We start from the raw sequence: 20,282 nt of genomic DNA on the forward strand, positions 1-20,282 counted from the left end.
GGATTCGGGGCCTTTTCCGGTAATCGAGATTCGATGGTGGAGAACATGGCAGACGAACAGCGAACCTTGCTCGACGAGCGGGCGCTCGCGGAAGCGACCAGCGATCCGGCCGCGCGCATCGAGGCGCTGCGGCGCGAGATCGAGCACCACAGCTACCTGTACTACGCCCAGGACGAGCCCGAGCTGTCCGACGCCGCGTTCGACTCGCTCATGCGCGAGCTGCGCGAGCTGGAAGCGGCCCATCCCGAGCTCATCGATCCGTCCAGTCCCACGCAGCGCGTCGGCGGCTACGTGGGCGAGCAGTTCGCCCCCGTGCGCCACGAGCGGCGGATGTATTCGCTCGACAACGCCATGGATCTCGAGGAGCTGGACGCGTGGATCGAGCGCGTGGTGGAGGCGTTCGGCCGCATGGTGCCCGTGGTATGCGAGCTCAAGATCGACGGCTCGTCCATCGCTTTGACCTATGAGGACGGCCGCCTCGTGCGCGCGGCGACGCGCGGCGACGGCACCACCGGCGAGGACGTCACCGCCAACATGCGCACGGTGAAGGACGTGCCGCTGCGCCTGCGCGAGGCGGCCCTCGACGGGCTGCGGGACGCGGAGGCGCCGGTTGAGCTGCGCGGCGAGGTGTACATGCCGAAGTCCAGCTTCGATGCCCTCAACGTTGCCGCCGAGGCCAATGGCAAGCAGGCGTTCGCGAACCCGCGCAACGCCGCAGCGGGGAGCCTCCGCCAGAAGGATCCCGCCATCACGGCGAACCGCGACCTGTCCACGTTCATCTACGCGGTGGCCGACGAGCGCGCCCTGGCCGTCGAGGGCCAGTGGGAGCTGTTGGCGTGGCTGCGCGAGGCGGGCTTCCACGTGAACCCCGACGTCGCGCTGTGCGAGACGCGCGAGGCGGTGCACGCGTTCTGCAAGCGCGCCATCGAGCGCCGCGAGGACTTGCCTTACGAGATTGATGGCGTGGTGGTGAAGGTGAACGCGTTCTCGCAGCAGGAATCGATGGGCTACACGGCACGCGCGCCGCGCTGGGCCATCGCGTTCAAGTTCCCGCCCGAGGAGAAGACGACGCTCTTGCGCGACATTACCGTACAGGTGGGCCGCACCGGCAAGCTGACGCCGGTGGCGGAGCTTGAGCCTGTGGTGGTGGCCGGCTCCACCGTGGCCCGTGCGACGCTGCATAACGAGGACGAAGTGCAGCGCAAGGACGTGCGCGTGGGCGACACCGTCATCGTGCGCAAAGCGGGCGACGTCATCCCTGAGGTGCTGGGTCCCGTGCTGGCGCTGCGCCCTGCGGACGCCGAGCTCTGGCACATGCCGGCGACGTGTCCGTCGTGCGGCTCACCCGTCATCCGCGAGGAAGGCGAGGTGGACTTCCGCTGCATCTCCATCGACTGCCCGGCGCAGGCGTTGGAGCGGTTGCTGCACTGGGCCAGTCGGGGTGCCATGGATATCGACGGCATGGGCGAGGAGATCGTGTCGCGCCTGGTGGAGGACGGACGCCTGTCCGACGTGGCCGACTACTACACGCTTGATGAGGTGGAGCTGTCGCTGCTGGACATGGGCCGCGTGAACAAGGAAGGCGAGCCCATCCGCCTCGGGTCCACCGTGGCGAAGAAGCTCGTGGCCGCCATCGACGAGAGCCGCGCGCGCCCGTTCGCCCGCGCGCTGTTCGGCCTCGGCATACGCCACGTGGGCAAGACCATCGCCGAGCTGCTGGCGGCGGCCTACCCGTCCATCGAAGCGCTCATGGAGGCCTCGGAGGAAGACCTGGCCGCCATAGACGGCGTGGGCCCGAAGATCGCCCGCAGCGTGTACCTGTTCCTGCGCACGCCCGACAACGTGGCCGTCATCGAGCGCTTGCGCAAGCGCGGCGTGGCGATGGCCGACGAGGCGGGCGACCCTGCCGAGCAGCTGCCGCAGACGCTCGAGGGCCTCACGTTTGTGCTGACGGGGTCGCTCGTGGAAAGCGGGATGACCCGCGATGAGGCAGGCGCCGCCCTCAAGGCGCGCGGTGCGAAGGTGTCGGGCAGCGTGTCGAAGAAGACGAGCTTCGTCGTGGCCGGCGAGGCCGCCGGCTCCAAGTACGACAAGGCCGTGACGCTCGGCGTTCCGGTGCTGGATGAAGCGGCTCTGCTGCGCATCCTCGAAACCGGCGAGGCTCCCGAGCTACCGACGGTCGACTAGCGCAGCGGTTCGGCATGCCGAACCGCTTCTGTTTGTCGTCCGAACGTCGGATCGCCCCATCCGACGTTCGCTGCAGCGGCTCTGCTTCGACCGGCATCCTACTTCTCGTCTTCCAGATAGCCCATGCGTTCAAGGCGGTTCAGCTTGTTCTCAAGCCGCTCGACAGTTGCGTCGATGTGCTCGATGCGTGCCGTAGTGTCGGGCCGTGCGCTGCGTCCGTCTGCCGAAGCGCTCTGGACGCGCCGCGGATCGAGCAGCATCACGGCATGCTCTGCATCCATGGCGAATTGGTAGTTTGCCTGCAGTACGCGCTCGACATCTTCGAGCAGGCTCCGGTTTTCTTCCGCCCGCCGCCGCGCGCGCCTCGTCCGTTCACCCTCTTTGGTAAGCGATGCCGCAAGCTTCGCCATGAGCCCTGCGCTCATATGCAGGTAGTACAGCAGTTGCACGGTGCGCCACAGGTTCACCTGCCCGTGTTCGATACCTTGGTGTATGTTCTCGGCCAGACGCAGGTCGATACGCTCGATCTCGGCAACTTTCGTCCGAATCGTGGTCGAGCGACGCGTGTTCATGAACACGAAGATCACCGCCATCGCGCAGCTCACCCCGATGACCACGAGCGTGAACCGGCTGGTGGCCGAAGCCATGAGCGCCGTGCTGGAATGAAGCGCCATCATGGCCATCTGCGTGACCGCCGCCACGGACGCAATCTGGTGGAAATTCATCAGCACGATCAGGTAGCCGCCGATGACGATGACGGGCATGAAGATCGCGTCGGGCAGCACCTGGACAAGGATCGAGAAGACGCCAATGCCGATGAGCGTGCCCGCCGTCGTGTTGAGCGTGGCCTTCATCGTCTCATCGGCGTAGGTGTTCATGATTGCGAACGCAGTGATGGGTATCCAGATGCCGAATGCCGTGCCGGCGAAGCGGGTTAGAAGCAGATCCACCACCATGCCGAAACCCACGATGAGGGCGAGCTGGAGCGCGAACCGCGTCTGCGCGTGCTTGAGGCCGATGTTGTCCTTCATGAAGCGAGCGCGATACCGGATGCTCTTCAGAAGCGGCGTCGAATTGTCGCGCGAGAGGCGCACGTCTTCCAGGGTGCGCAGCATGGTTTCCAGCACGCCGCTCCACGATTCCTCGTGGCAGACGATATCGAGTTCGTGCGTCGCCAGGAAGCCGCGCAAGCGCTCGGCCATCTGCCGCACCGAGGATACCTTGTCGCGGCCGTAGTCGAAGAACACGTCGGCGAGATCCTCGAAGTAGCGCCGTTCGTCTTCGTCGATGCGGCGAACATTCTTGGCGCTGGCATGCGCCATGTCCGCAAGCTGTTCACAGCATAAAAGCAGGGCGAAGGTGTAACATTGCCGCCCCGAGAGCAGGCCTCCCTGGCGGAATACCGTGCCGTATTCGAGCTCTGCGTACTCCTGCGCGATACGGAAGGTTCGCTTGGGGTGGAGCGCCTCGGCGATACGCTCGGCATCGGCCCGCGTCGGTGCATCCACGGCATCCTGTGCCGCCGACGCGGCGCCCGCGGCTGCGAGCTTCGCGAGATCGGACAGCTGGCCGCCCACTTCGTCGAACGCGCGGCGCACGTACCCTCGATCGCGTGCAAGCACGTCGAGTTTGCCTGTTTTAACGCGGATGGCGCGCATCGCGTAGATGAACAGGGTTGCAAGCGCCATGGAAAGCAGCGTCGCCGCGATACGCGATCCGATGTCGTCCGGTCCGACAGGGTAAATGAGCAGCATCAAGTAGCCCATGCCCAACCAGAAGAAATTGCGTGGCAGGTAGTCGTCGGAGTGAAGGATCGTGATGACGAGCAGAAAGAGCATGCTTACCACAACCATGGATACGGGATGCAGCCCGGCCAGCGTCGCGATCATGCTCATAACGAAGAACCACGCGAGGCGGCGCAGGTAGTTCGCGAACGAGAGACCGGGTTCGCTCACGATGGTGCGAGAGAAGAACAAAAACACGATACCCAGCAGCGCGTCCGCGATGCCGAACAGAGCGTACTCCGTGAAGAAGAGGACGACGAAGAATGCAAGGAATGGCACGACGTCGACAAGCTTCTCGATGTGTCGCCATCGCTTGCTGCGCAGAAGAGCGCCGGTATTGTTAGCTGCCTGCATGGTGACCCCCCTAGCTCTCACATCCATGGTACTAAAAACAAGCGGCTTTGTGCGAGGTGAGCGGCTCGCGGGCGGAAGCCGGCGTGTGTCGAGCTTTCGCTCGCCGCTCGTTTCCGCCGCTCGCCTCGTGAAGTTACGGAAATAGAGATCGTAACACCATGGGGCGCTGCCGTATGCTATAGTGTGTTACGCAATGAAAAACCGTAACAACTCAGATTGGTCGTGCGGTTCCGGTGCTTGCCGGAGCAGCGGCGAGGAGAGGTGAACATGGCTGTGATCACGCGACGCGATTTCGCGAAACTGGCAGGAGCGGGTGCGGCAACGCTTACGCTCGGCGGGCTGCTGTCCGGCTGCGCCAACAATTCGGAAAGCGAGGCGGTTCCGACTGCGACGGATTCCGGCGACGTCCCCAACGAGGTGATCGTGTCGATGACTCCCGGTTCCGAACCGGCCGCTGGCTTCGATCCGATGGTGTCGTGGGGCTGCGGCGAGCATGTGCACGAGCCGCTCATCCAGTCCACGCTCATCCGCACCACCGCGGAGCTTGCCTTCGAGAACGACCTGGCCACATCCTACGAATGTTCCGATGACGGCCTGACGTGGACGTTCACCATACGCGACGATGCGAGGTTCACCGATGGCGAGCCCCTCACGGCGCGCGACGTGGCCTTCACCATCAATGGCATCCGCAGCGCCGCAGCTTCCGAATGCGACCTCTCCATGGTGCGCGAGGCGACGGCGCCCGACGACGCTACGGTGGTCATCGCCATGGAGAAGCCGTTCAACGCCTTGCTCTATACCTTGGCCGTGGTGGGCATCGTGCCCGAGCACGCCTACGGCGAGGGCTACGGATCGAATCCCATCGGATCGGGTCGGTACATGCTCGACCAGTGGGACAAGGGCCAGCAGGTCATCTTGCGTGCCAACCCCGACTACTACGGAGAGGCGCCGAAGATGAAGCGTCTCGTCGCGGTGTTCATGGAAGAGGATGCCTCGCTCGCGGCTGCGCAGTCTGGCCAGGTGGACGTGGCCTATACTTCAGCCACATTCGCGGCGCAGCAGCCGGCGGGCTACGACTTGCTGAACTGCGCGTCGGTGGACTCGCGCGGCATATCCCTGCCCGTCGTCCCCGCAGGCGCGTCCAAGACCGACGAGAAGGGCGACGCCGTCGCCGGCAACGACGTGACGTGCGATGTGGCTGTGCGTCGAGCCATCAACTACGGCGTGGACCGCGAGCGCATGATCGACAACGTGCTGAACGGCTTCGGCACCGTGGCCTATAGCGTGGGGGACGGCATGCCGTGGTCCTCGCCTGACATGGCGTGCGTCACCGACAAGGAGCTTGCGAACAAGCTGCTCGACGAAGGCGGCTGGACTCCGGGTGCGGACGGCATCCGCGAAAAAGACGGCGTCCGCGCTTCCATGGATCTGTACTATTCGGCTGGCGACACCGTGCGCCAAGGCATTGCCGAGGAGTTTTCGAACCAGATGAAAGAGCTGGGACTCGAGTTTGCCGTTAAAGGCGTGAGCTGGGATGATCTGTATCCGCACCAGTTCAGCGATCCGGTGGTTTGGGGATGGGGGACGAACTCGCCCATCGAAACATATAACCTGTTCTACTCCAAAGGCTCAGGCAACTACGCCTGCTACGAGAACGCCTCGACCGATGCGTATCTCGATGAGGCGCTCGGCATGCCGCGTGTGGAGGATTCGTTCGAGCTGTGGAAGAAGGCGCAGTGGGACGGCTCGACCGGGTTTGCGCCGCAGGGCGACGCCCCGTGGGTATGGTTTGCGAACATCGACCATCTGTACTTCGCTAAGGAGAACCTGCGGGTGGCGGAGCAGAAGCCGCATCCGCACGGACATGGCTGGTCGCTCGTGAACAACGTCGACCAGTGGTCGTGGGCTTAGGGGTTCTGTTGCCGACGCGGAGGGGGCGGACGGCGCCCAGTCGCTCGGACAGTCCTGCTCGCGCGAACAGCCCGCTGGGCTGTTCGGCTCGTGCGGAACTCGCTTGGTGGGTGCCGTCCGCCCCCTCCGCTGACTGGCGCGAACCTGCGGCGCGGCGGGGTCGGTCGGCGTTTTCCCTCGTTGAGGGGTGTTGTCGTCAGGTTTTCGGACAGGTGAGGTTATAGTAGTTTCCATCATGCCTCGGTTCATCGCTCGGAACATAGTCAAATTCGTGCTGCTCCTGCTTGCGGTGAGCTTGGTCGCGTTTACGCTGGTGAGCGTATCTCCCATCGATCCGGTCCAGGCGAACGTGGGGCAGGCGGCGCTCGTGAACATGAGCGAGGCGAAGCGTGCGCAGCTCGCCGAGTACTGGGGCGCAAACACGCCGCTTTGGGAGCGCTATGCAAACTGGCTGACGGCGTTCGTGCAAGGCGATCTCGGTATGTCCTTGCGCTACAACGCGCCGGTTGCCGACGTCATCGCCGCGCGGGCGCTCAACTCGCTTGCGCTCATGGCGACGGCCTGGGCGGCGAGCGGTGTGCTGGGCTTTGCGCTCGGCATTCTGGCCGGTGCGAACCGCGGGCGTCTCGTCGATCGTATCGTGAAGGGGTACTGCTTTCTGCTGGCGTCCGTGCCCACGTTCTGGCTGGGACTCGTGTTCCTTGTCGTGTTCTCGGTGCAGCTCGGGTGGTTCCCGTTCGGCTTCTCCGTGCCCATCGGGGTGTCGGCCGCCGACGTGACGTTGGCCGACGCGCTGCACCATCTTGCGCTGCCGGCGCTCACGCTGTCGGTGGTGGGCGTGGCGAACATTGCGCTGCACACGCGCGAGAAGACCATCGACGTGCTGGAGAGCGACTACGTGCGCTTCGCCCGCGCCCGCGGGCTGTCCACCTGGGGCGTGCTGCGCCATCACGGACTGCGCAACCTTGCGCTGCCGGCCATCACGCTGCAGTTTGCGTCCATCTCCGAGATATTCGGCGGATCGGTGCTGGTGGAGCAGGTGTTCTCGTACCCCGGCCTCGGTCAGGCGGCCGTTACGGCGGGTCTCGGCGGCGATGTGGCGCTTTTGGCTGGCATCGCCGTATTCTCGGCAGCCTTCGTGTTCGCCGGTAACTTCATAGCGAACGTCCTGTACGGCGTCGTCGATCCGCGCATGCGGAAGGGGGCGGGCCGTGCGTAGCGAAAGAGAAATCTGTGAGACTTGCGACGGGGGCGCCTCCGCCTCCGTGCTTCATGCACCGCACGCAATCCGCATAGGCAACCGTCGGCTTACGCTGGGCGTGTTCGTGGCGGCCGTGGCGGCGCTGGCGGCGGTCGTTGCGGCGGGGATCGCGGCGGGGGATGCGGCAACGGCTACCGATTTTGCGCAGAAGAACCTTGCACCCAGCCTAGCTCACCCGTTCGGTACCGATTGGATGGGGCGGGACATGCTGCTGCGCACGCTCGCGGGCCTTTCCACGAGCGTGCTCGTGGGGCTGTTGGCCGCGACGGCATCGGCCCTGATCGCTCTCGTGCTGGGAACGGTGGCAGCACTCGGCGGCAAGCGCGCCGACGCTGCAGTCACCTGGCTCATCGACCTCATGATGGGTGTGCCGCATATCGTGCTGCTCATCTTGATCTCGTTCGCTCTCGGCAAAGGATTCTGGGGTGTTGCCATCGGCGTAGCCGTGACGCATTGGCCAAGCCTTGCGCGCGTCGTTCGCGCCGAAGTTCTCCAGTGCAAAGAGGCGGCGTTCGTGTCCGTGGCGCGCAAGCTTGGACAGGGACCGGTGCGCGTCGCGACGCGCCATATGCTTCCCTACGTGCTGCCTCAGTTCATCGTGGGACTCATCCTACTATTCCCCCATGCCATCCTTCATGAAGCTGCCATCACGTTCCTCGGATTCGGCCTGCCGCCCGAGCAGCCAGCTATCGGTGTCATCCTGAGCGAGTCGATGGCGTATCTGTCGGCCGGCATGTGGTGGCTCGCGGTGTTCCCGGGACTTGCGCTCGTCGCCGTCGTACTCCTGTTCGATGCGGCCGGTTCGAATCTGCGCAAGCTTGTCGATCCGCACAGTTCGCAGGACTAGGAGGTTTCCGTGGGCGAAGCGAGCAAGACGAACCCTCTGTCTGCGATACCGGTCGGGCATGCGACGATCAAGCACGAGGATATGCAGGCGCATCACCACCATACGCACGCGCCGGTCTCGCGCCATGAGCACGGGCACCACGTGCTGCAGGTTGAGGATCTGAGCGTGGGTTTTCGCATGTACGAGGAAGATGTACCGTACTTTCGCGCGAAACAACGCGAAACGGAGGTCATCGATCGGCTGAACATCTCGGTGCATGTGGGCGAAATCGTGGCGGTGGTGGGCGCGTCGGGATCTGGCAAAACGCTTGTAGCCGACGCCGTTCTGGGGCTGTTCGAGCCGAACGCCACGGTGCACGGACGCATATGGTTCGACGGTGAGCTGCAGGACGCCGATTCTTTGCAGAAGCTGCGCGGACACGGCATCTCGCTGGTGCCGCAAAGCGTGAACAGCCTCGACCCGCTCATGAAGGTGGGCCGCCAGGTGGAAGGCTTCGCGCATCCAGACGAGTCGCACGCGGTGCGCCGGCGACGTCGCGAGAAGCTGTTTGCGCGCTACGGCCTTTCGGAGGCGGTGGCCGGCATGTACCCCTTCGAACTGTCGGGTGGCATGGCGCGCCGTGTGTTGGTGTGCTGTGCGCTTATGGACGACCCGCGCGTCATCGTAGCCGACGAACCCACGCCCGGACTTGATCTGGAGCTTGCGGTGCGTGCGCTCGGCGATCTGAGGACGTTCGCCGACGAGGGCGGCGGCGTGCTGCTTATCACGCATGATATCGAGCTGGCTCTCCAGGTGGCGGACCGCGTGGCCGTGTTTGAGAACGGCACCGTGGTAGAGGAGACGGCGGTTGCGAACTTCGCGTCGCCCGACCTCCTGGAACACCCTTTCTCCCGTGCGCTGTGGCACGCGTTGCCGGAACACGACTTCCAAACGGGAGGAGGTTCGCCATGCTAGAGGCGCGGGGCGTCTCGTTCAAGTACCCGGGGGCGAAGCGGCTGCTGTACGAGGGGTTCGATCTGGCGGTAGGGACCGACGAACGTGTGGCGCTTACCGCTCCGTCCGGATTCGGTAAGACCACGCTCTGTCGGATGCTTGCCGGATACGAGCGTCCGCAGGCAGGGAACGTGCTCGTCGATGGCGAGCCGCTACCGAGGCGCGGTACGTGCCCGGTGCAGCTGATCCTGCAGCATCCCGAAAAAGCCGTCGATCCGCGCATGCGCATGCGCGACACGCTGGCCGAAGCGGGGGAGGTGCCGCAGCGTCTGCTGGACGATCTGGGCATCCAGAAGCGATGGCTCGGGCGGTTTCCGCACGAACTGTCTGGGGGCGAGCTGCAACGTTTCTGCATCGCGCGGGCTTTAGCGGCGCACCCGCGCTATCTGGTTGCCGACGAGATATCAACGATGCTCGACGCCGTCACCCAAGCCCAGATCTGGCGATTTCTCGTGTCCGAGACGCAGGCCTGCGGCATCGGGGTCGTGTTCGTGTCGCATTCGCCGGCGCTCACCGAGCGCATAGCCACGCGCGTGGTGGATCTCGCACGAACCGAATAGCGCCGCTTTGAGGCAGGCCGCGAGTGCCGCGGGATCTCGTACATCATCCGTCTGCATTATCTTTTGTTGACTATATACTAATAAAAGAATAATATAATGGGCAATTCGGACCAGTGCTGGCGGGGGATTCCCTCGGACGCATGCCGCGGCCCGATCAGGAGCGAGGGAAGGGATGTGCCCATGAAGAAAACGTACCGGATCGTGCTCGCTGCGATATGCGCGTTCGCATTGGCAGCCGCGTTCGGGATGGCCGGTTGCTCGTCTGAGAACAAGCCGGCCGAGGAGCCGTCGGGAGACGAGCCGTCTGACGTACAGGACCACGAGGCAGTCGAGCTGCAAATTTTTGCTGCGAACTCGCTATCGAAGGCCATGGAAGAGGTGCAGAATCTCTACCTGGAGGATCATGGCTGGGTTTCGTTCGCCGACACCCAGTACGAGGCGTCCGGCACGCTGAACGAGATGCTCGGAGCCGGATCGTCCGCCGATATTCTGATCACGGCATCGAAAGCCACCATGGATACGGCCGTCGAGGAAGGCTACGTTGATGCCGGAACCCGCTTCGACCTGTTCACCAACGAGCTGGTTATCGTGGCCGGCGAGAATTCCGAGCTGAGCAACGTGACGCTCGCCGATATGGCATCGGGTGATTACACGGTGGCCGTGGGCGACGCAAACGTGCCGGCCGGCAACTATGCCAAGCAGGCGCTTTCCACCACCGATCCGGCGTGTTGGGTGAGCGCCGACGGCGCCATCGGCAGGGAGAGCGCGGGCAAGGAGGGCACTTTCGAGGGAACGCCGCTTGAAGGCAAGGTTACCGAAGGCTCCAGCGTGGGCAACGTGTGCTCCTACGCCAACTCCGGCGATGTGGATCTGGCTATGGTCTACAGTTCCGACGTGTACCGGTTCGGCGGAGTGAAGATCGTCGGAACGGTTCCGGCTGACACGCACAAGAATATCGTATACCCCGCCGCTCTGTGCGCGGATTCAGAGAATGCCGAGGCCGCTCAGGAGTTCCTCGATTGGCTGTTCTCTGACGAGGACGCCATCAAGATTTGGCAGGAATGGGGTTTCGAGTTGGCCGCCTAGAATTCCGCCATAAATCTGCGCGCCTGCTCTTGTCGGGCGCAATGAAGGAGGATGGGAGGCCTGGCCTTTCCATCCTCCTTCATTGTGTATGATGGCATCGAACGTTGCTTTGCGCATCGGCTCCATACGGAAGGCGCGAGCCGGGTCTTGGGGGTATCGAGAGTGGGAACAACACCGGGAACACGTTTTGGCGCTCTGCTGCTGGCCTTGTTGCTGGCATGCGCCGTCCTATGCCCCGCGACAGCGTTCGCCGTTGAAGGCGGGGAGGGCAACGTCGCTGCGGAAGCCCCGCTCGAAGATGCGAAGGATGCTTCAGCGGCTGCCATTAAAACGGCCTCCTCCGACGGCGTGGCCGTTTCGGCCGATGGGGAGGCTGCGCGCATCGACGGGGCATCCTTTGCGGTCGATGCGTTCTCCCGCGCGCAGAAGGGCTCGAACCGCGAGCTGGACGGCCGTTACCTTGGGTACAGCTACTATCAGGGTAGTTCGCCCGACTATGCAGTTGCCATTGCCACCGAGGACTACGTGCTGGTTTTTATCCCGCCTACGGCCCATGCCTTGTGCGACGCAGCCGATCCTGCTTCGCGAAACGACCTCAAGCGTTATTTCATCGCGCTCGACGCGGTGTCGCTTTCGGGCGGCGTCGTCATGGACGACGACGTGCCCTGGTACTTCACGAGTGAGTCGGGTTACGCGATGGGCGGCATCGTGTACGACTTTGCCGTGGAGGCCGGCGAAAACCGCTATTTCGTCACTGCCATCGGCGAGGACGGCAACGATGTGGTATCTGCCGCCGTCGAGGGCGTTGCGCGTCCGAGCTACGTCGATTTCCTGAAGATCGTCGCGCCTGGCGCCGTCGACATCGCGCCGCCGGCCGAGGGCGTGCGGGCATTCGGCGAGTTCTTGCAGGGCATCGATCTTTCGCCGCTCTGGGTGACGTTGCGCACCACCGGCACCGCCATCGTGATCATTTTCGTGCTGGGGCTCGCGGCTGCATACTTCGCCCTGCGCATCCCGAAGCGCGCGCAGGACGTCGCCGACGCTGTGTTCACTATCCCCATGGTGCTGCCGCCCACGGTCTGCGGCTTTCTGCTGCTGCTCGGCTTGGGAAACAACTCACCGGTGGGACGCTGGTTCATCGATGTGGGATTCCCGCTCATCTTCAGCTGGCCGGCTACGGTGATCGCCGCTGTCGTGGTTGCGTTTCCCCTCATGTACCGCAGCGCGCGCGGCGCCTTTGAAGGGCTCGATCCGAACATGCTCGATGCGGCGCGCACGTTGGGGTGGTCGAATCGGAAGATTTTCTTTAAGCTGATGCTTCCGCTGTCGTGGTCGTCCATCGCGGCGGGCACGGTGCTCTCCTTTGCTCGCGCACTCGGCGAGTTCGGCGCGACGCTGTTTTTGGCAGGCAACTATGCGGGTATTACGCGCACCGTTCCCATTGCCATCTACTTCGAATGGATGAGCGGCAATATCGACGTCGCGCTGTTCTGGACAGCCGTCATTCTCGTTTTCAGTTTCGTGGTCATACTGTTCATCAACCTCTGGGGTAGGCGCACGACGAAGTACCGCAGGAGGACCGAAGAATGATGGGCTTTTCTGGCGGGTGCTTGGGCGGTAGCCAGTTGCTCGAACAGCCCTGCTCGCGCGAACAGTCCGCTGGACTGTTCGGCTCGCGCGGAACTCGCTTGGCAGGTAGCGCCCAAGCACCCTTCGTTCGATCATCCTTGCCGACGCTTCTTGGGATTCGCCTGCGGGAGACTCATGTAAATCGGGATGGAGCACGCTGTGAGCTTGGAAGTTAACATTCGGAAGTCGTTTCCGTCGTTCGCGCTTGACGTGGAGTTTCAGGCGAGCGACGAAACGCTTGGGTTCCTCGGCGCGTCAGGATGCGGGAAAAGCTTGACCATGCGCTGCATTGCGGGCATCGAAACACCCGATGAAGGCCGCATCGTGGTAAATGGGAAGGTGTTCTACGATTCGGAGCGCAAGATCAATCTTAAGCCGCAGGAGCGCAAGACTGCGCTGCTGTTCCAGAACTATATGCTGTTCCCGAACTTCACGGCGGCCGAGAATGTGGGTGCGGGCATCGGGCGCGACGTTCCGAAGGCTGAGCGCAGAAGCATCGTGGAAGCGGAGCTTAAGCGCTTCGGGCTGGAGTCCTTCGCAAACCGCTTTCCCGCGCAGCTTTCCGGCGGGCAGCAGCAGCGCGTGGCGCTCGCCCGCATGCTGGCAGCCCGCCCCGGCATACTCATGCTCGACGAGCCGTTCAGCGCCCTTGACGCGCATTTGAAAAGCGTGCTCGAGCAGAACCTGGTCAGCCTGTTCGATGCGTTCCACGGCACGGTGCTCTACGTGAGCCATGACATCGACGAGGCGCTGCGCTTTTGCGACCGTATTGCGGTCGTCGAGAACGGCTCGATCATGGAGATCGAGACGGGCGACGATCTGGTGAACAGGCCGAAGTCGGTGGCGGGCGTCAAGCTGTCGGGCTGCAAGAATGCGACGGCGGCCGAGTACGTGGACGAGCATCGCGTCCGACTGCCGAAATGGGGTGTGGAAGCGAGCTCGGATGCCCAGGTGCCGCGCGACGTGGTGTGCCTGGGCGTCCGCGCGTTCTATCTCGAGCAGGTCGAAGGGCCGGGGGAGAACGTCTACCGCGTGCGCGTCGACCGGGTGAGCGATTCGCGCTTCGAGCGCACGGCGCTGCTGGGCTTTCTCGATCGCGACGAGACGTTCGCGCCGACGGTGAAGCGCACCGACGATGAGATGAAGTATCTGCACCAGCACCTGTTCTGGCGCATCGACAAGCTGGCCGTCTCCGCCAAGGACCTCCCCCAAGAGGGCGAGGAGCTCTGGATACGCATCCCGCCCGATAAGGTGTATCTCGTAACGCGCTAGCAGCCGGAAGCGCGCGGGAAGCGCACGTCCGCCGCCGCCGCAAGATACGTTTCGGCGCCGGTCGAACATGCTGGGAAAGCGCACCGCATTCTCAGGCATCAGCATGACGCCAGAATGGCGCGCCGCTGCCAATTTCTTTGCCCCTCGTATTGACTGGGGGGTGGTGTAAACCTATTCTTGAAGGCGACCCGACGCGCTGTCCTCAAAACTATGCTTACGATCAGGTCATTTATAATAGTATTGGTCAATTGTGGGCAGTATCGCCCTCGGCGAGGATGAGGACGGCCGCGAAGAAGCATGTGCGACAACGTATAAGCATAGAGAAGGGTACCGCATGAAGGGGAAGAAACGGGCCGATCGGTCGATGGCGATCGTACTCGCCCTTGCACTGGCATTCACCATGAACGTTCCCGCAGCTGCGTGGGGCGACCATAGCAATAACGAAGATTCGCTTGGCAGCTTCGTTACGAGCGGGCAGGATGGGGTGTCGGAAGCCGATGGTTCGAGCGTGGCGGGATCCGAAGACGAAGGCGAGTCGTCCGGTCAGCCGTCTACCGACAAGCCGACAGACGGATCCGACGTGAATGCGTCCCGCAACGCCGATCATGACGACGGTATCTCAGGAGACGGCGGTCAGAGGTTCTCGATTGCAGGTGCGGGAGCGTTGGCGAATCGAAACGCCGTGGATTCGATCGGGCCGTTGCGCATCTTCTATGCGCTTGACGAGGGTATCGAGCAGGAAATCGGAAGCGGTTTGAACGGGGAAGAGCAGTGCGTTCTCGATGAGTTGGGTCTCGACCCAGCAGCATTCGGCGTGCTGCATCTCCGCATTTCCGCAGCAGAGGGCTATTCATTGAGCGCAGATGCCGATGTGCGCATAACGAACGTGTCGGTTTCCTGGCAGGCGGTAACAGCTGACGGCATGACTCTCTCGTACGGAATCGATCTACGCGAGGAGGGCGATGCCCTCGTGTGCGATATCCCATCGTCGCTCGTGCAGAACGTTTCCAACGGCGAGTACGAGCGTTTCGCCGTCTCATGGACCACGGATGGAGCGCCGCCGGAAATCCACGGATCGGCCTTCGGCTCATACCTGGGCTTCAACTTGTTCAAGGCGGCTGGAACGGCCAATTTCGAAACGGCCTCGCTCATGGGCGTCTATCGTGCCGAGAACGGAACGGCCATCGTGCTTGCGACCTCGGATGCCGGACGCACGATTGCGATTTCCGACGAGGTTGCATCTGACGGAAGCCCTGCGGTTTCCGCCTTCAAAGACGTGGCGATAGTCTGCGACCACGCAGGTAATCCGTATCGAACGGAAGTCGATGCAAACTACAGCGCGAATGCAAAGTTCGCAGTGGGCGAGGATGGCGCTGGCAATCGCACGCTCACATCGCTTGGAACCTGCACGTACCGCACCGCACAGGGCCCGAACATGGGATCGATTTCCGAAGGTCAGGTATTCACCCGCACGATGGTGGCGAGCGTGCACGGCGCGGCGTACTCGACGCTCCAAGAGGCTGTCGATGCGGCTCAAGCGGGCGAGACGGTCGTCCTGCTCGAGGACGTGCAGGAAAATGTCGTCGTGCCTGCGGGAAAGGATGTCGCGCTCGACCTCAACGGTAGAACCGTCGCGGGGCGGGCAAGCTCCGATGATTCGTACATAAACGACACGATCACCGTCGAAGGCAAGCTGGCGGTACGCGACACGACCGCCCCCGCGGCATCCGTCGTGAGCGATGACCGTCGTACGGTTTCGTATGTTGCAGGCAAGATCCTCGGCAAAGAGCCGACAGTCAGTCCTTATGCAAAGGCGCTCCACATTCAAAACGGAGGCTCGGCCACCATCGAAAGCGGTATCGTGGAATCGCAGGATAGCGATGCGGTGTTCGTGGGCAAAGGATCGATCCTCGCGGTCGAGGGCGGGTACATCCACGGTGCCGAGTTCGGCATCGGCGTGCAAGGCACAGGTGCGACGCTCAAGATGAATGGCGGCGTTGTTGTCGCCGACGACAACGCCGCCATCGGAGGCAACGGTACCGAAGGGGACGACTATGGCGACACGTCGATTTCGATAAGCGGCGGCACCGTCATCGGCCGTATCGAAGCGGATGGGTACATCGCCTGCGGCATCTACCATCCCCAGCGTGGGAAGCTGAGCATCGCCGGTGGTACCGTCTATGCCGATGGGGGCGTCGGTATCCTCATGCGAGGCGGCACGCTGGAAATGACGGACGGTGCGGTGATCGCCAGCGGAACCGCGAGCGGCAAGGTGGGCGACAGCGCGATCGTGCAGAATTGCTACGGTGTGCACATCGACGGTGCAAGCGGCTACTACGACGGAGCGAACAGCAAGGCGACCGTATCGGGTGGTCTGGTCGAAGCCGATGCGGGCGTTCCCGTGCTCAACCTCGCGGCGCCCGGCACCATGACCGTTCGCGGCGGCACGTTCTCCAGCGACGTGACCGCATACCTGGAGACCGGACGAATCGTAACGGAAAACGCCGATGGCATGTACGTCGTGGAGAATGACCAGGTGGCGACTGTCACCAAGCCAAACGGGACTTCGGTGATGTATGACACCTTGAGCACGGCAGTGATCAAGGCGAGGAACGGCGATGTCGTCACATTGCATAAAGATGTTCCTGCGGGCAATGTCAAGTACGAGATCGGCTACTCGATCGTGCTCGATCTGAACGGCCATAGCATCGATGGCTCGAAGTACGCCACCGTATCCGTGAACAAGTACCAGGGCCCCATCAACGTCATTGTTAAAAACGGCACGATTTTGAATTCGACGGATGGCACCGGGGAGTTTCCGTTCGGAACCGCGATACAAGTGCGGCAGGACGTCGATCTGACGCTTGAGAACGTAGTCGTCGATACGTCTTCCGTTGCATCAGGCGTGCCTTCATATGGCGTTCGGGTAGGACTCGGAACGAACGATTCCCGCAATCCGCGCGTGACTATCAAAGGTGTTTCGACGCATATCAAAGGGCCGGATGCGGGAATCGCCGTAATCGGCAGCAATGCGAGCGCGCCATCAAGCCTGACCGTCGAAGACGGCGTCATCGAAGGTAATAGTTTCGGTATTGTCGGCAACGGAGACTGCGACGGTACGAGCATTGCGATCAAGGGAGGCATCGTGCGTTCGACGGATGCGGATGGGTGCGCCGTATATCATCCGCAGAACGGCGACCTGACGATCTCGGAAGGCACGCTGACGGGCGCGAATGGTGTGCAGTTCTGCGGTGAGGGCAAGCTTGCCATCGAGGGCGGCAGTATCGAGGCGACGGCGAGTACGATTGAGACGCCTGACACGACGAAGACGGGTTCCTCGATTCCCGATGGCGCGGCGCTTTCCCTCGTTTCACGCGGCGGTGGATACGGAGCTTCGGGCACGGTGGAAGTGGGCATTTCGGGCGGCACGTTGACCAGCAAGAATAATGCCGCCATTCAAGAGTATGCCGCTGCCGATGCAGATTCGCTCGTCAAATCGCTTTCCATCGGTCAAGCCGAAGGCGCGACTCTTAGAGTTTCCGGCGGTGTTGGCAAACTCGCGGTCTCGTTGGCCGCTCTGTCCGGCGATGCTGCGAAAGCCATCACCGGAGGCACGTTCTCCAGCGACCCGCTGGCTTATCTGGCGGAGGGTTTCGTCGCTGTTGAGGGCGGCGACGGGATGTTCGAAGTGGCGGAGAACCAAGCGGTCGAAGTCATTGACGCGGATGGCATTTCGAAGGGCTCGTACAACACGCTCACGCGTGCTGTCGCGCAGGCTGAATCCGGCGACAAGGTGAAGCTGCTGGCAGACATAGAAGACGCGCAGCAGATCAACGTCAGAAAAGACATTACACTCGACCTGGGAGGAAAGACCTACCGGAACTCCAACGACTCGATGCCGTTCTCTGTTGTCAACAGCTCTTTGACTGTGGAGAACGGCACGATCGAGGCCGCCAATTCCGATTCCATCGCAATCTACGTGCAGAATGCGAAACTCGTTTTAAATAACGGCGCCGCCGTCAAGGCCGCAGGCTATGGCGTGCAAGTTGGAAATATGTACCAGACAACCGGATATCGCGGCGACGCGATTATCAACGAGGGTGCTTCTGTTGAGGCTGCTCATGGGCCCGGCATATACGTAGTCGGCTACTATCCGGCGGGCGAAGCCGAAGACGGGTCGTTGTCCGATGCTCAGACTATGCGCAATACGCTGACGCTGAACGGCGGTACCGTGGTGTCGCTGGAAGGCAACAAGTATGCTGCCATTTCGGGTAATGGGAACAAGCATGGCACGAGGATCGTCATCAACAGCGGCACCGTCCGGGCCGATAAGAACAACGCCGCCATCTATCATCCGCAGCTGGGATCGCTCGTCATCAACGGTGGCGACATCGAAGGCGGCACCGGCATCGAAATGCGTGCTGGTACGTTGGACCTGTCGGGTGACGCCGTTGTTGCAGGAGTTCTGAAACCGACGACGGTCAATCCGAACGGCAGCGGTGGCACGACCGAAGGCGCTGGCATTGCGGTCGCTCAACATACGACAAAGCTTCCGATCGCCGTGAATGTATCGGGTGGTACGATTTCCGGGTTCTCGGCGATCTACGAAAGCAACCCGCAAGACAACTCCGTCGACGACCTTGCAAAGGTTTCCCTTTCGGTGGCAGCCGGCACGTTCAAAGCTATCAACGACGGGAAGCTTGCGGTCTACAGCCAGGACAAGGAGGACTTCGTCACCGGCGGCACGTTCAACACGGTGCTCGATACCGCGTACTACGACGAAGGTATCTACCAGCAGAACGTTCAGGATGCGGTCGACGCTCCCGGTGCCGTAGTGCCGCGGGTCTTCGCGATCGACTACATTTTGGCCGGCGGAGCGTTCGCCGGCGGCGTGCAGGCGCCCGCCTCCTATACTGCATTCTCGGATGACATCGCGCTGCCGCAGCCGACAAGAACCGGGTACGACTTCGCTGGCTGGACGGGCACCGGCCTGACCGCTCCGACCGTAGATGCGGCCATCGCAAAGGGCTCCTCGGGCAATCGTTCCTATACGGCTGTGTGGACGCCGCGCTCCGACGCGTCCTATACCGTGCATTACTACCTGAAGGGCTCCTCGTCGGCCAAGATTGCCGAGGACGCAGTCGTATCGGGTCGAATCTTCGGCGAGACCTACTCGGAACGCGCGCCGAAGATCGACGGCTATGTGGTCAACGGGCTCGATTCCCAGACGGTGACCATCGATGCCTACGACAAGGAGCTTGCGTTCTTCTACGATACGGTCGCGGCCGTTCCTGATGCGAACGTGATCGTGCAGGTCGAGCAGCCGGCGGCCGACGAATTCGCCGCGCCCGACCAGACGGTGGCCGCAGCGGCTACAGCGGGAGCCGCAGCCGTGCAGGAGATCGCCTCCGGCGAAACGCCGGCCGGCATGTCTCCCGAAGAGGCTCAGGCTGTGCGTGACCTCATCGATGGCGCAAACGGAGCCGATGTGACCGTGGTCGTCTCCCTCAAGGCCGAACTAAAAGAAGAAAGCGTGGTCGATCCCGATGAGAAGGGTGCGATCGAGGACGTTTCGGATGACGGAGAGACGGTCGCACTGTACTTCGAGCTGTCCGTGGAGATGACCGTCAAGGTGGACGGCGGCAGCGAGAAAACGGTCCTCATCGACGAAGTCGACGAGCCGCTGCTGTTTGAGCTCAAGGTGAAACCGGACGACATTGCAGGCAAGAGCGCGCGCATCGCGCACGTGCACGATGGCGCGACGGAGATCATCGTGCCTGAAAGCGTGGATTACGAGCAGGGCATCGTGAGATTCCACGCCAGCGCGTTTTCCACCTACGCGCTGCTGGCGGCCGATACGGTGACGGTCGGCTTCGAGTCCAACGGCGGTTCGGCGGTTGCTTCGCAGACGGTGGCGTTCGGCGGACGCGCAACCAAGCCGGCCGACCCGACGCGCGCAGGCTATACGTTCGGCGGGTGGTTCTCCGACGAGGGATTGACGAGTGTCTACGATTTCAATACATCGGTAGAGCGTCCGACAACGCTCTACGCGAAGTGGACTGCAGCCGGTTCGGGTAAACCGGATGATTCTGGCACTACGGGCGATCCGGGCAAGCCCGACGACACCAGCCAGCCTCCGGCTCACGTGGATTCGGGAGGAGATCAAGATTCGGCGAAGCGGCCTCCCGCTTCCGCGGCTCCGAACACGCTCGGCGGCTCGGCCTCCACCGGCGATCCGCTCGTGCTGTTCGGCACCGCGGCTGCCGTGCTTGCGGCGGCCGCGACTCTCGCTCTTGCTGCAGTCATGGTGCATCGTCGCCGTCGAGATCAGCGGTAGATGCTCGATACGGACCAACCGGTATGGCAAGCAGGGCGCTCTGCTGCGAAGCGGGGCGCCC

The 20,282-nt window shown here is 62.8% G+C and carries 11 protein-coding genes; 10 read left to right on the top strand and 1 reads right to left on the bottom strand.

Translation table 11 applies throughout. The features are described 5' to 3' along the window. Nucleotides 1-45: 45 nt before the first annotated feature. On the top strand, nt 46-2,187 hold the full coding sequence (gene ligA / locus C2L71_RS02260) for an NAD-dependent DNA ligase LigA (RefSeq protein WP_103264257.1): 2,142 nt from the start codon (nt 46-48) through the stop codon (nt 2,185-2,187). Nucleotides 2,188-2,285: 98 nt separating this feature from the next. Here the strand turns inward: ligA and C2L71_RS02265 are convergent, their stop codons facing one another. Beyond that, nucleotides 2,286-4,325, bottom strand: coding sequence for an FUSC family protein (locus C2L71_RS02265; RefSeq protein WP_103264141.1), 2,040 nt, complete (start codon nt 4,323-4,325; stop codon nt 2,286-2,288). Between the two features lie 267 nt (nt 4,326-4,592). Here C2L71_RS02265 and C2L71_RS02270 point away from each other — a divergent pair, with 267 nt between their 5' ends. From C2L71_RS02270 to C2L71_RS02315, 9 genes are all read left to right on the top strand, one after another. Next, nucleotides 4,593-6,236, top strand: a complete 1,644-nt coding sequence (locus C2L71_RS02270) for an ABC transporter substrate-binding protein (RefSeq protein ID WP_103264142.1) — start codon at nt 4,593-4,595, stop codon at nt 6,234-6,236. A 235-nt stretch (nt 6,237-6,471) separates the two neighbouring features. Beyond that, a complete protein-coding gene (locus C2L71_RS02280) occupies nt 6,472-7,455 on the top strand; it encodes an ABC transporter permease (protein ID WP_103264143.1) in 984 nt (327 codons plus the stop codon). Then, nucleotides 7,448-8,344, top strand: a complete 897-nt coding sequence (locus C2L71_RS02285) for an ABC transporter permease (RefSeq protein WP_204600442.1) — start codon at nt 7,448-7,450, stop codon at nt 8,342-8,344. Before C2L71_RS02280 ends, C2L71_RS02285 begins: the two co-directional genes overlap by 8 nt. Nucleotides 8,345-8,353: 9 nt before the next feature. Then, the gene (locus tag C2L71_RS02290; protein WP_239926237.1) at nt 8,354-9,298 is read left to right on the top strand and encodes an ATP-binding cassette domain-containing protein; all 945 of its coding nucleotides are present in this window, start codon (nt 8,354-8,356) and stop codon (nt 9,296-9,298) included. Then, a complete protein-coding gene (locus C2L71_RS02295) occupies nt 9,292-9,897 on the top strand; it encodes an ABC transporter ATP-binding protein (protein WP_103264144.1) in 606 nt (201 codons plus the stop codon). Before C2L71_RS02290 ends, C2L71_RS02295 begins: the two co-directional genes overlap by 7 nt. Before the next feature lie 180 nt (nt 9,898-10,077). Beyond that, complete coding sequence (gene modA, locus C2L71_RS02300; protein WP_103264145.1) at nt 10,078-10,983, top strand: molybdate ABC transporter substrate-binding protein; 906 nt, start codon at nt 10,078-10,080, stop codon at nt 10,981-10,983. Nucleotides 10,984-11,130: 147 nt separating this feature from the next. Next, nucleotides 11,131-12,573, top strand: a complete 1,443-nt coding sequence (gene modB, locus C2L71_RS02305) for a molybdate ABC transporter permease subunit (RefSeq protein WP_239926239.1) — start codon at nt 11,131-11,133, stop codon at nt 12,571-12,573. 198 nt (nt 12,574-12,771) lie between these two features. Further along, entirely contained in the window at nt 12,772-13,884 is a 1,113-nt protein-coding gene (locus tag C2L71_RS02310; RefSeq protein ID WP_103264147.1) for a sulfate/molybdate ABC transporter ATP-binding protein, read from the top strand. Nucleotides 13,885-14,218: 334 nt separating this feature from the next. Further along, nucleotides 14,219-20,221 (top strand): InlB B-repeat-containing protein, encoded by a 6,003-nt coding sequence (locus C2L71_RS02315; protein ID WP_103264148.1) that lies wholly within the window; start codon nt 14,219-14,221, stop codon nt 20,219-20,221. Nucleotides 20,222-20,282 lie beyond the last annotated feature (61 nt).

The organism is Enteroscipio rubneri, assembly GCF_002899715.1.
GTDB classification, from domain to species: Bacteria; Actinomycetota; Coriobacteriia; order Coriobacteriales; family Eggerthellaceae; genus Enteroscipio; species Enteroscipio rubneri.

Coding starts and splice junctions, on each gene's coding strand:
- ligA (WP_103264257.1), top strand. CDS start 46: ATGGCAGACGAACAGCGAACCTTGCTCGACGAGCGGGCGCTCGCGGAA.
- C2L71_RS02265 (WP_103264141.1), bottom strand. CDS start 4,325: ATGCAGGCAGCTAACAATACCGGCGCTCTTCTGCGCAGCAAGCGATGG.
- C2L71_RS02270 (WP_103264142.1), top strand. CDS start 4,593: ATGGCTGTGATCACGCGACGCGATTTCGCGAAACTGGCAGGAGCGGGT.
- C2L71_RS02280 (WP_103264143.1), top strand. CDS start 6,472: ATGCCTCGGTTCATCGCTCGGAACATAGTCAAATTCGTGCTGCTCCTG.
- C2L71_RS02295 (WP_103264144.1), top strand. CDS start 9,292: ATGCTAGAGGCGCGGGGCGTCTCGTTCAAGTACCCGGGGGCGAAGCGG.
- modA (WP_103264145.1), top strand. CDS start 10,078: ATGAAGAAAACGTACCGGATCGTGCTCGCTGCGATATGCGCGTTCGCA.
- C2L71_RS02315 (WP_103264148.1), top strand. CDS start 14,219: ATGAAGGGGAAGAAACGGGCCGATCGGTCGATGGCGATCGTACTCGCC.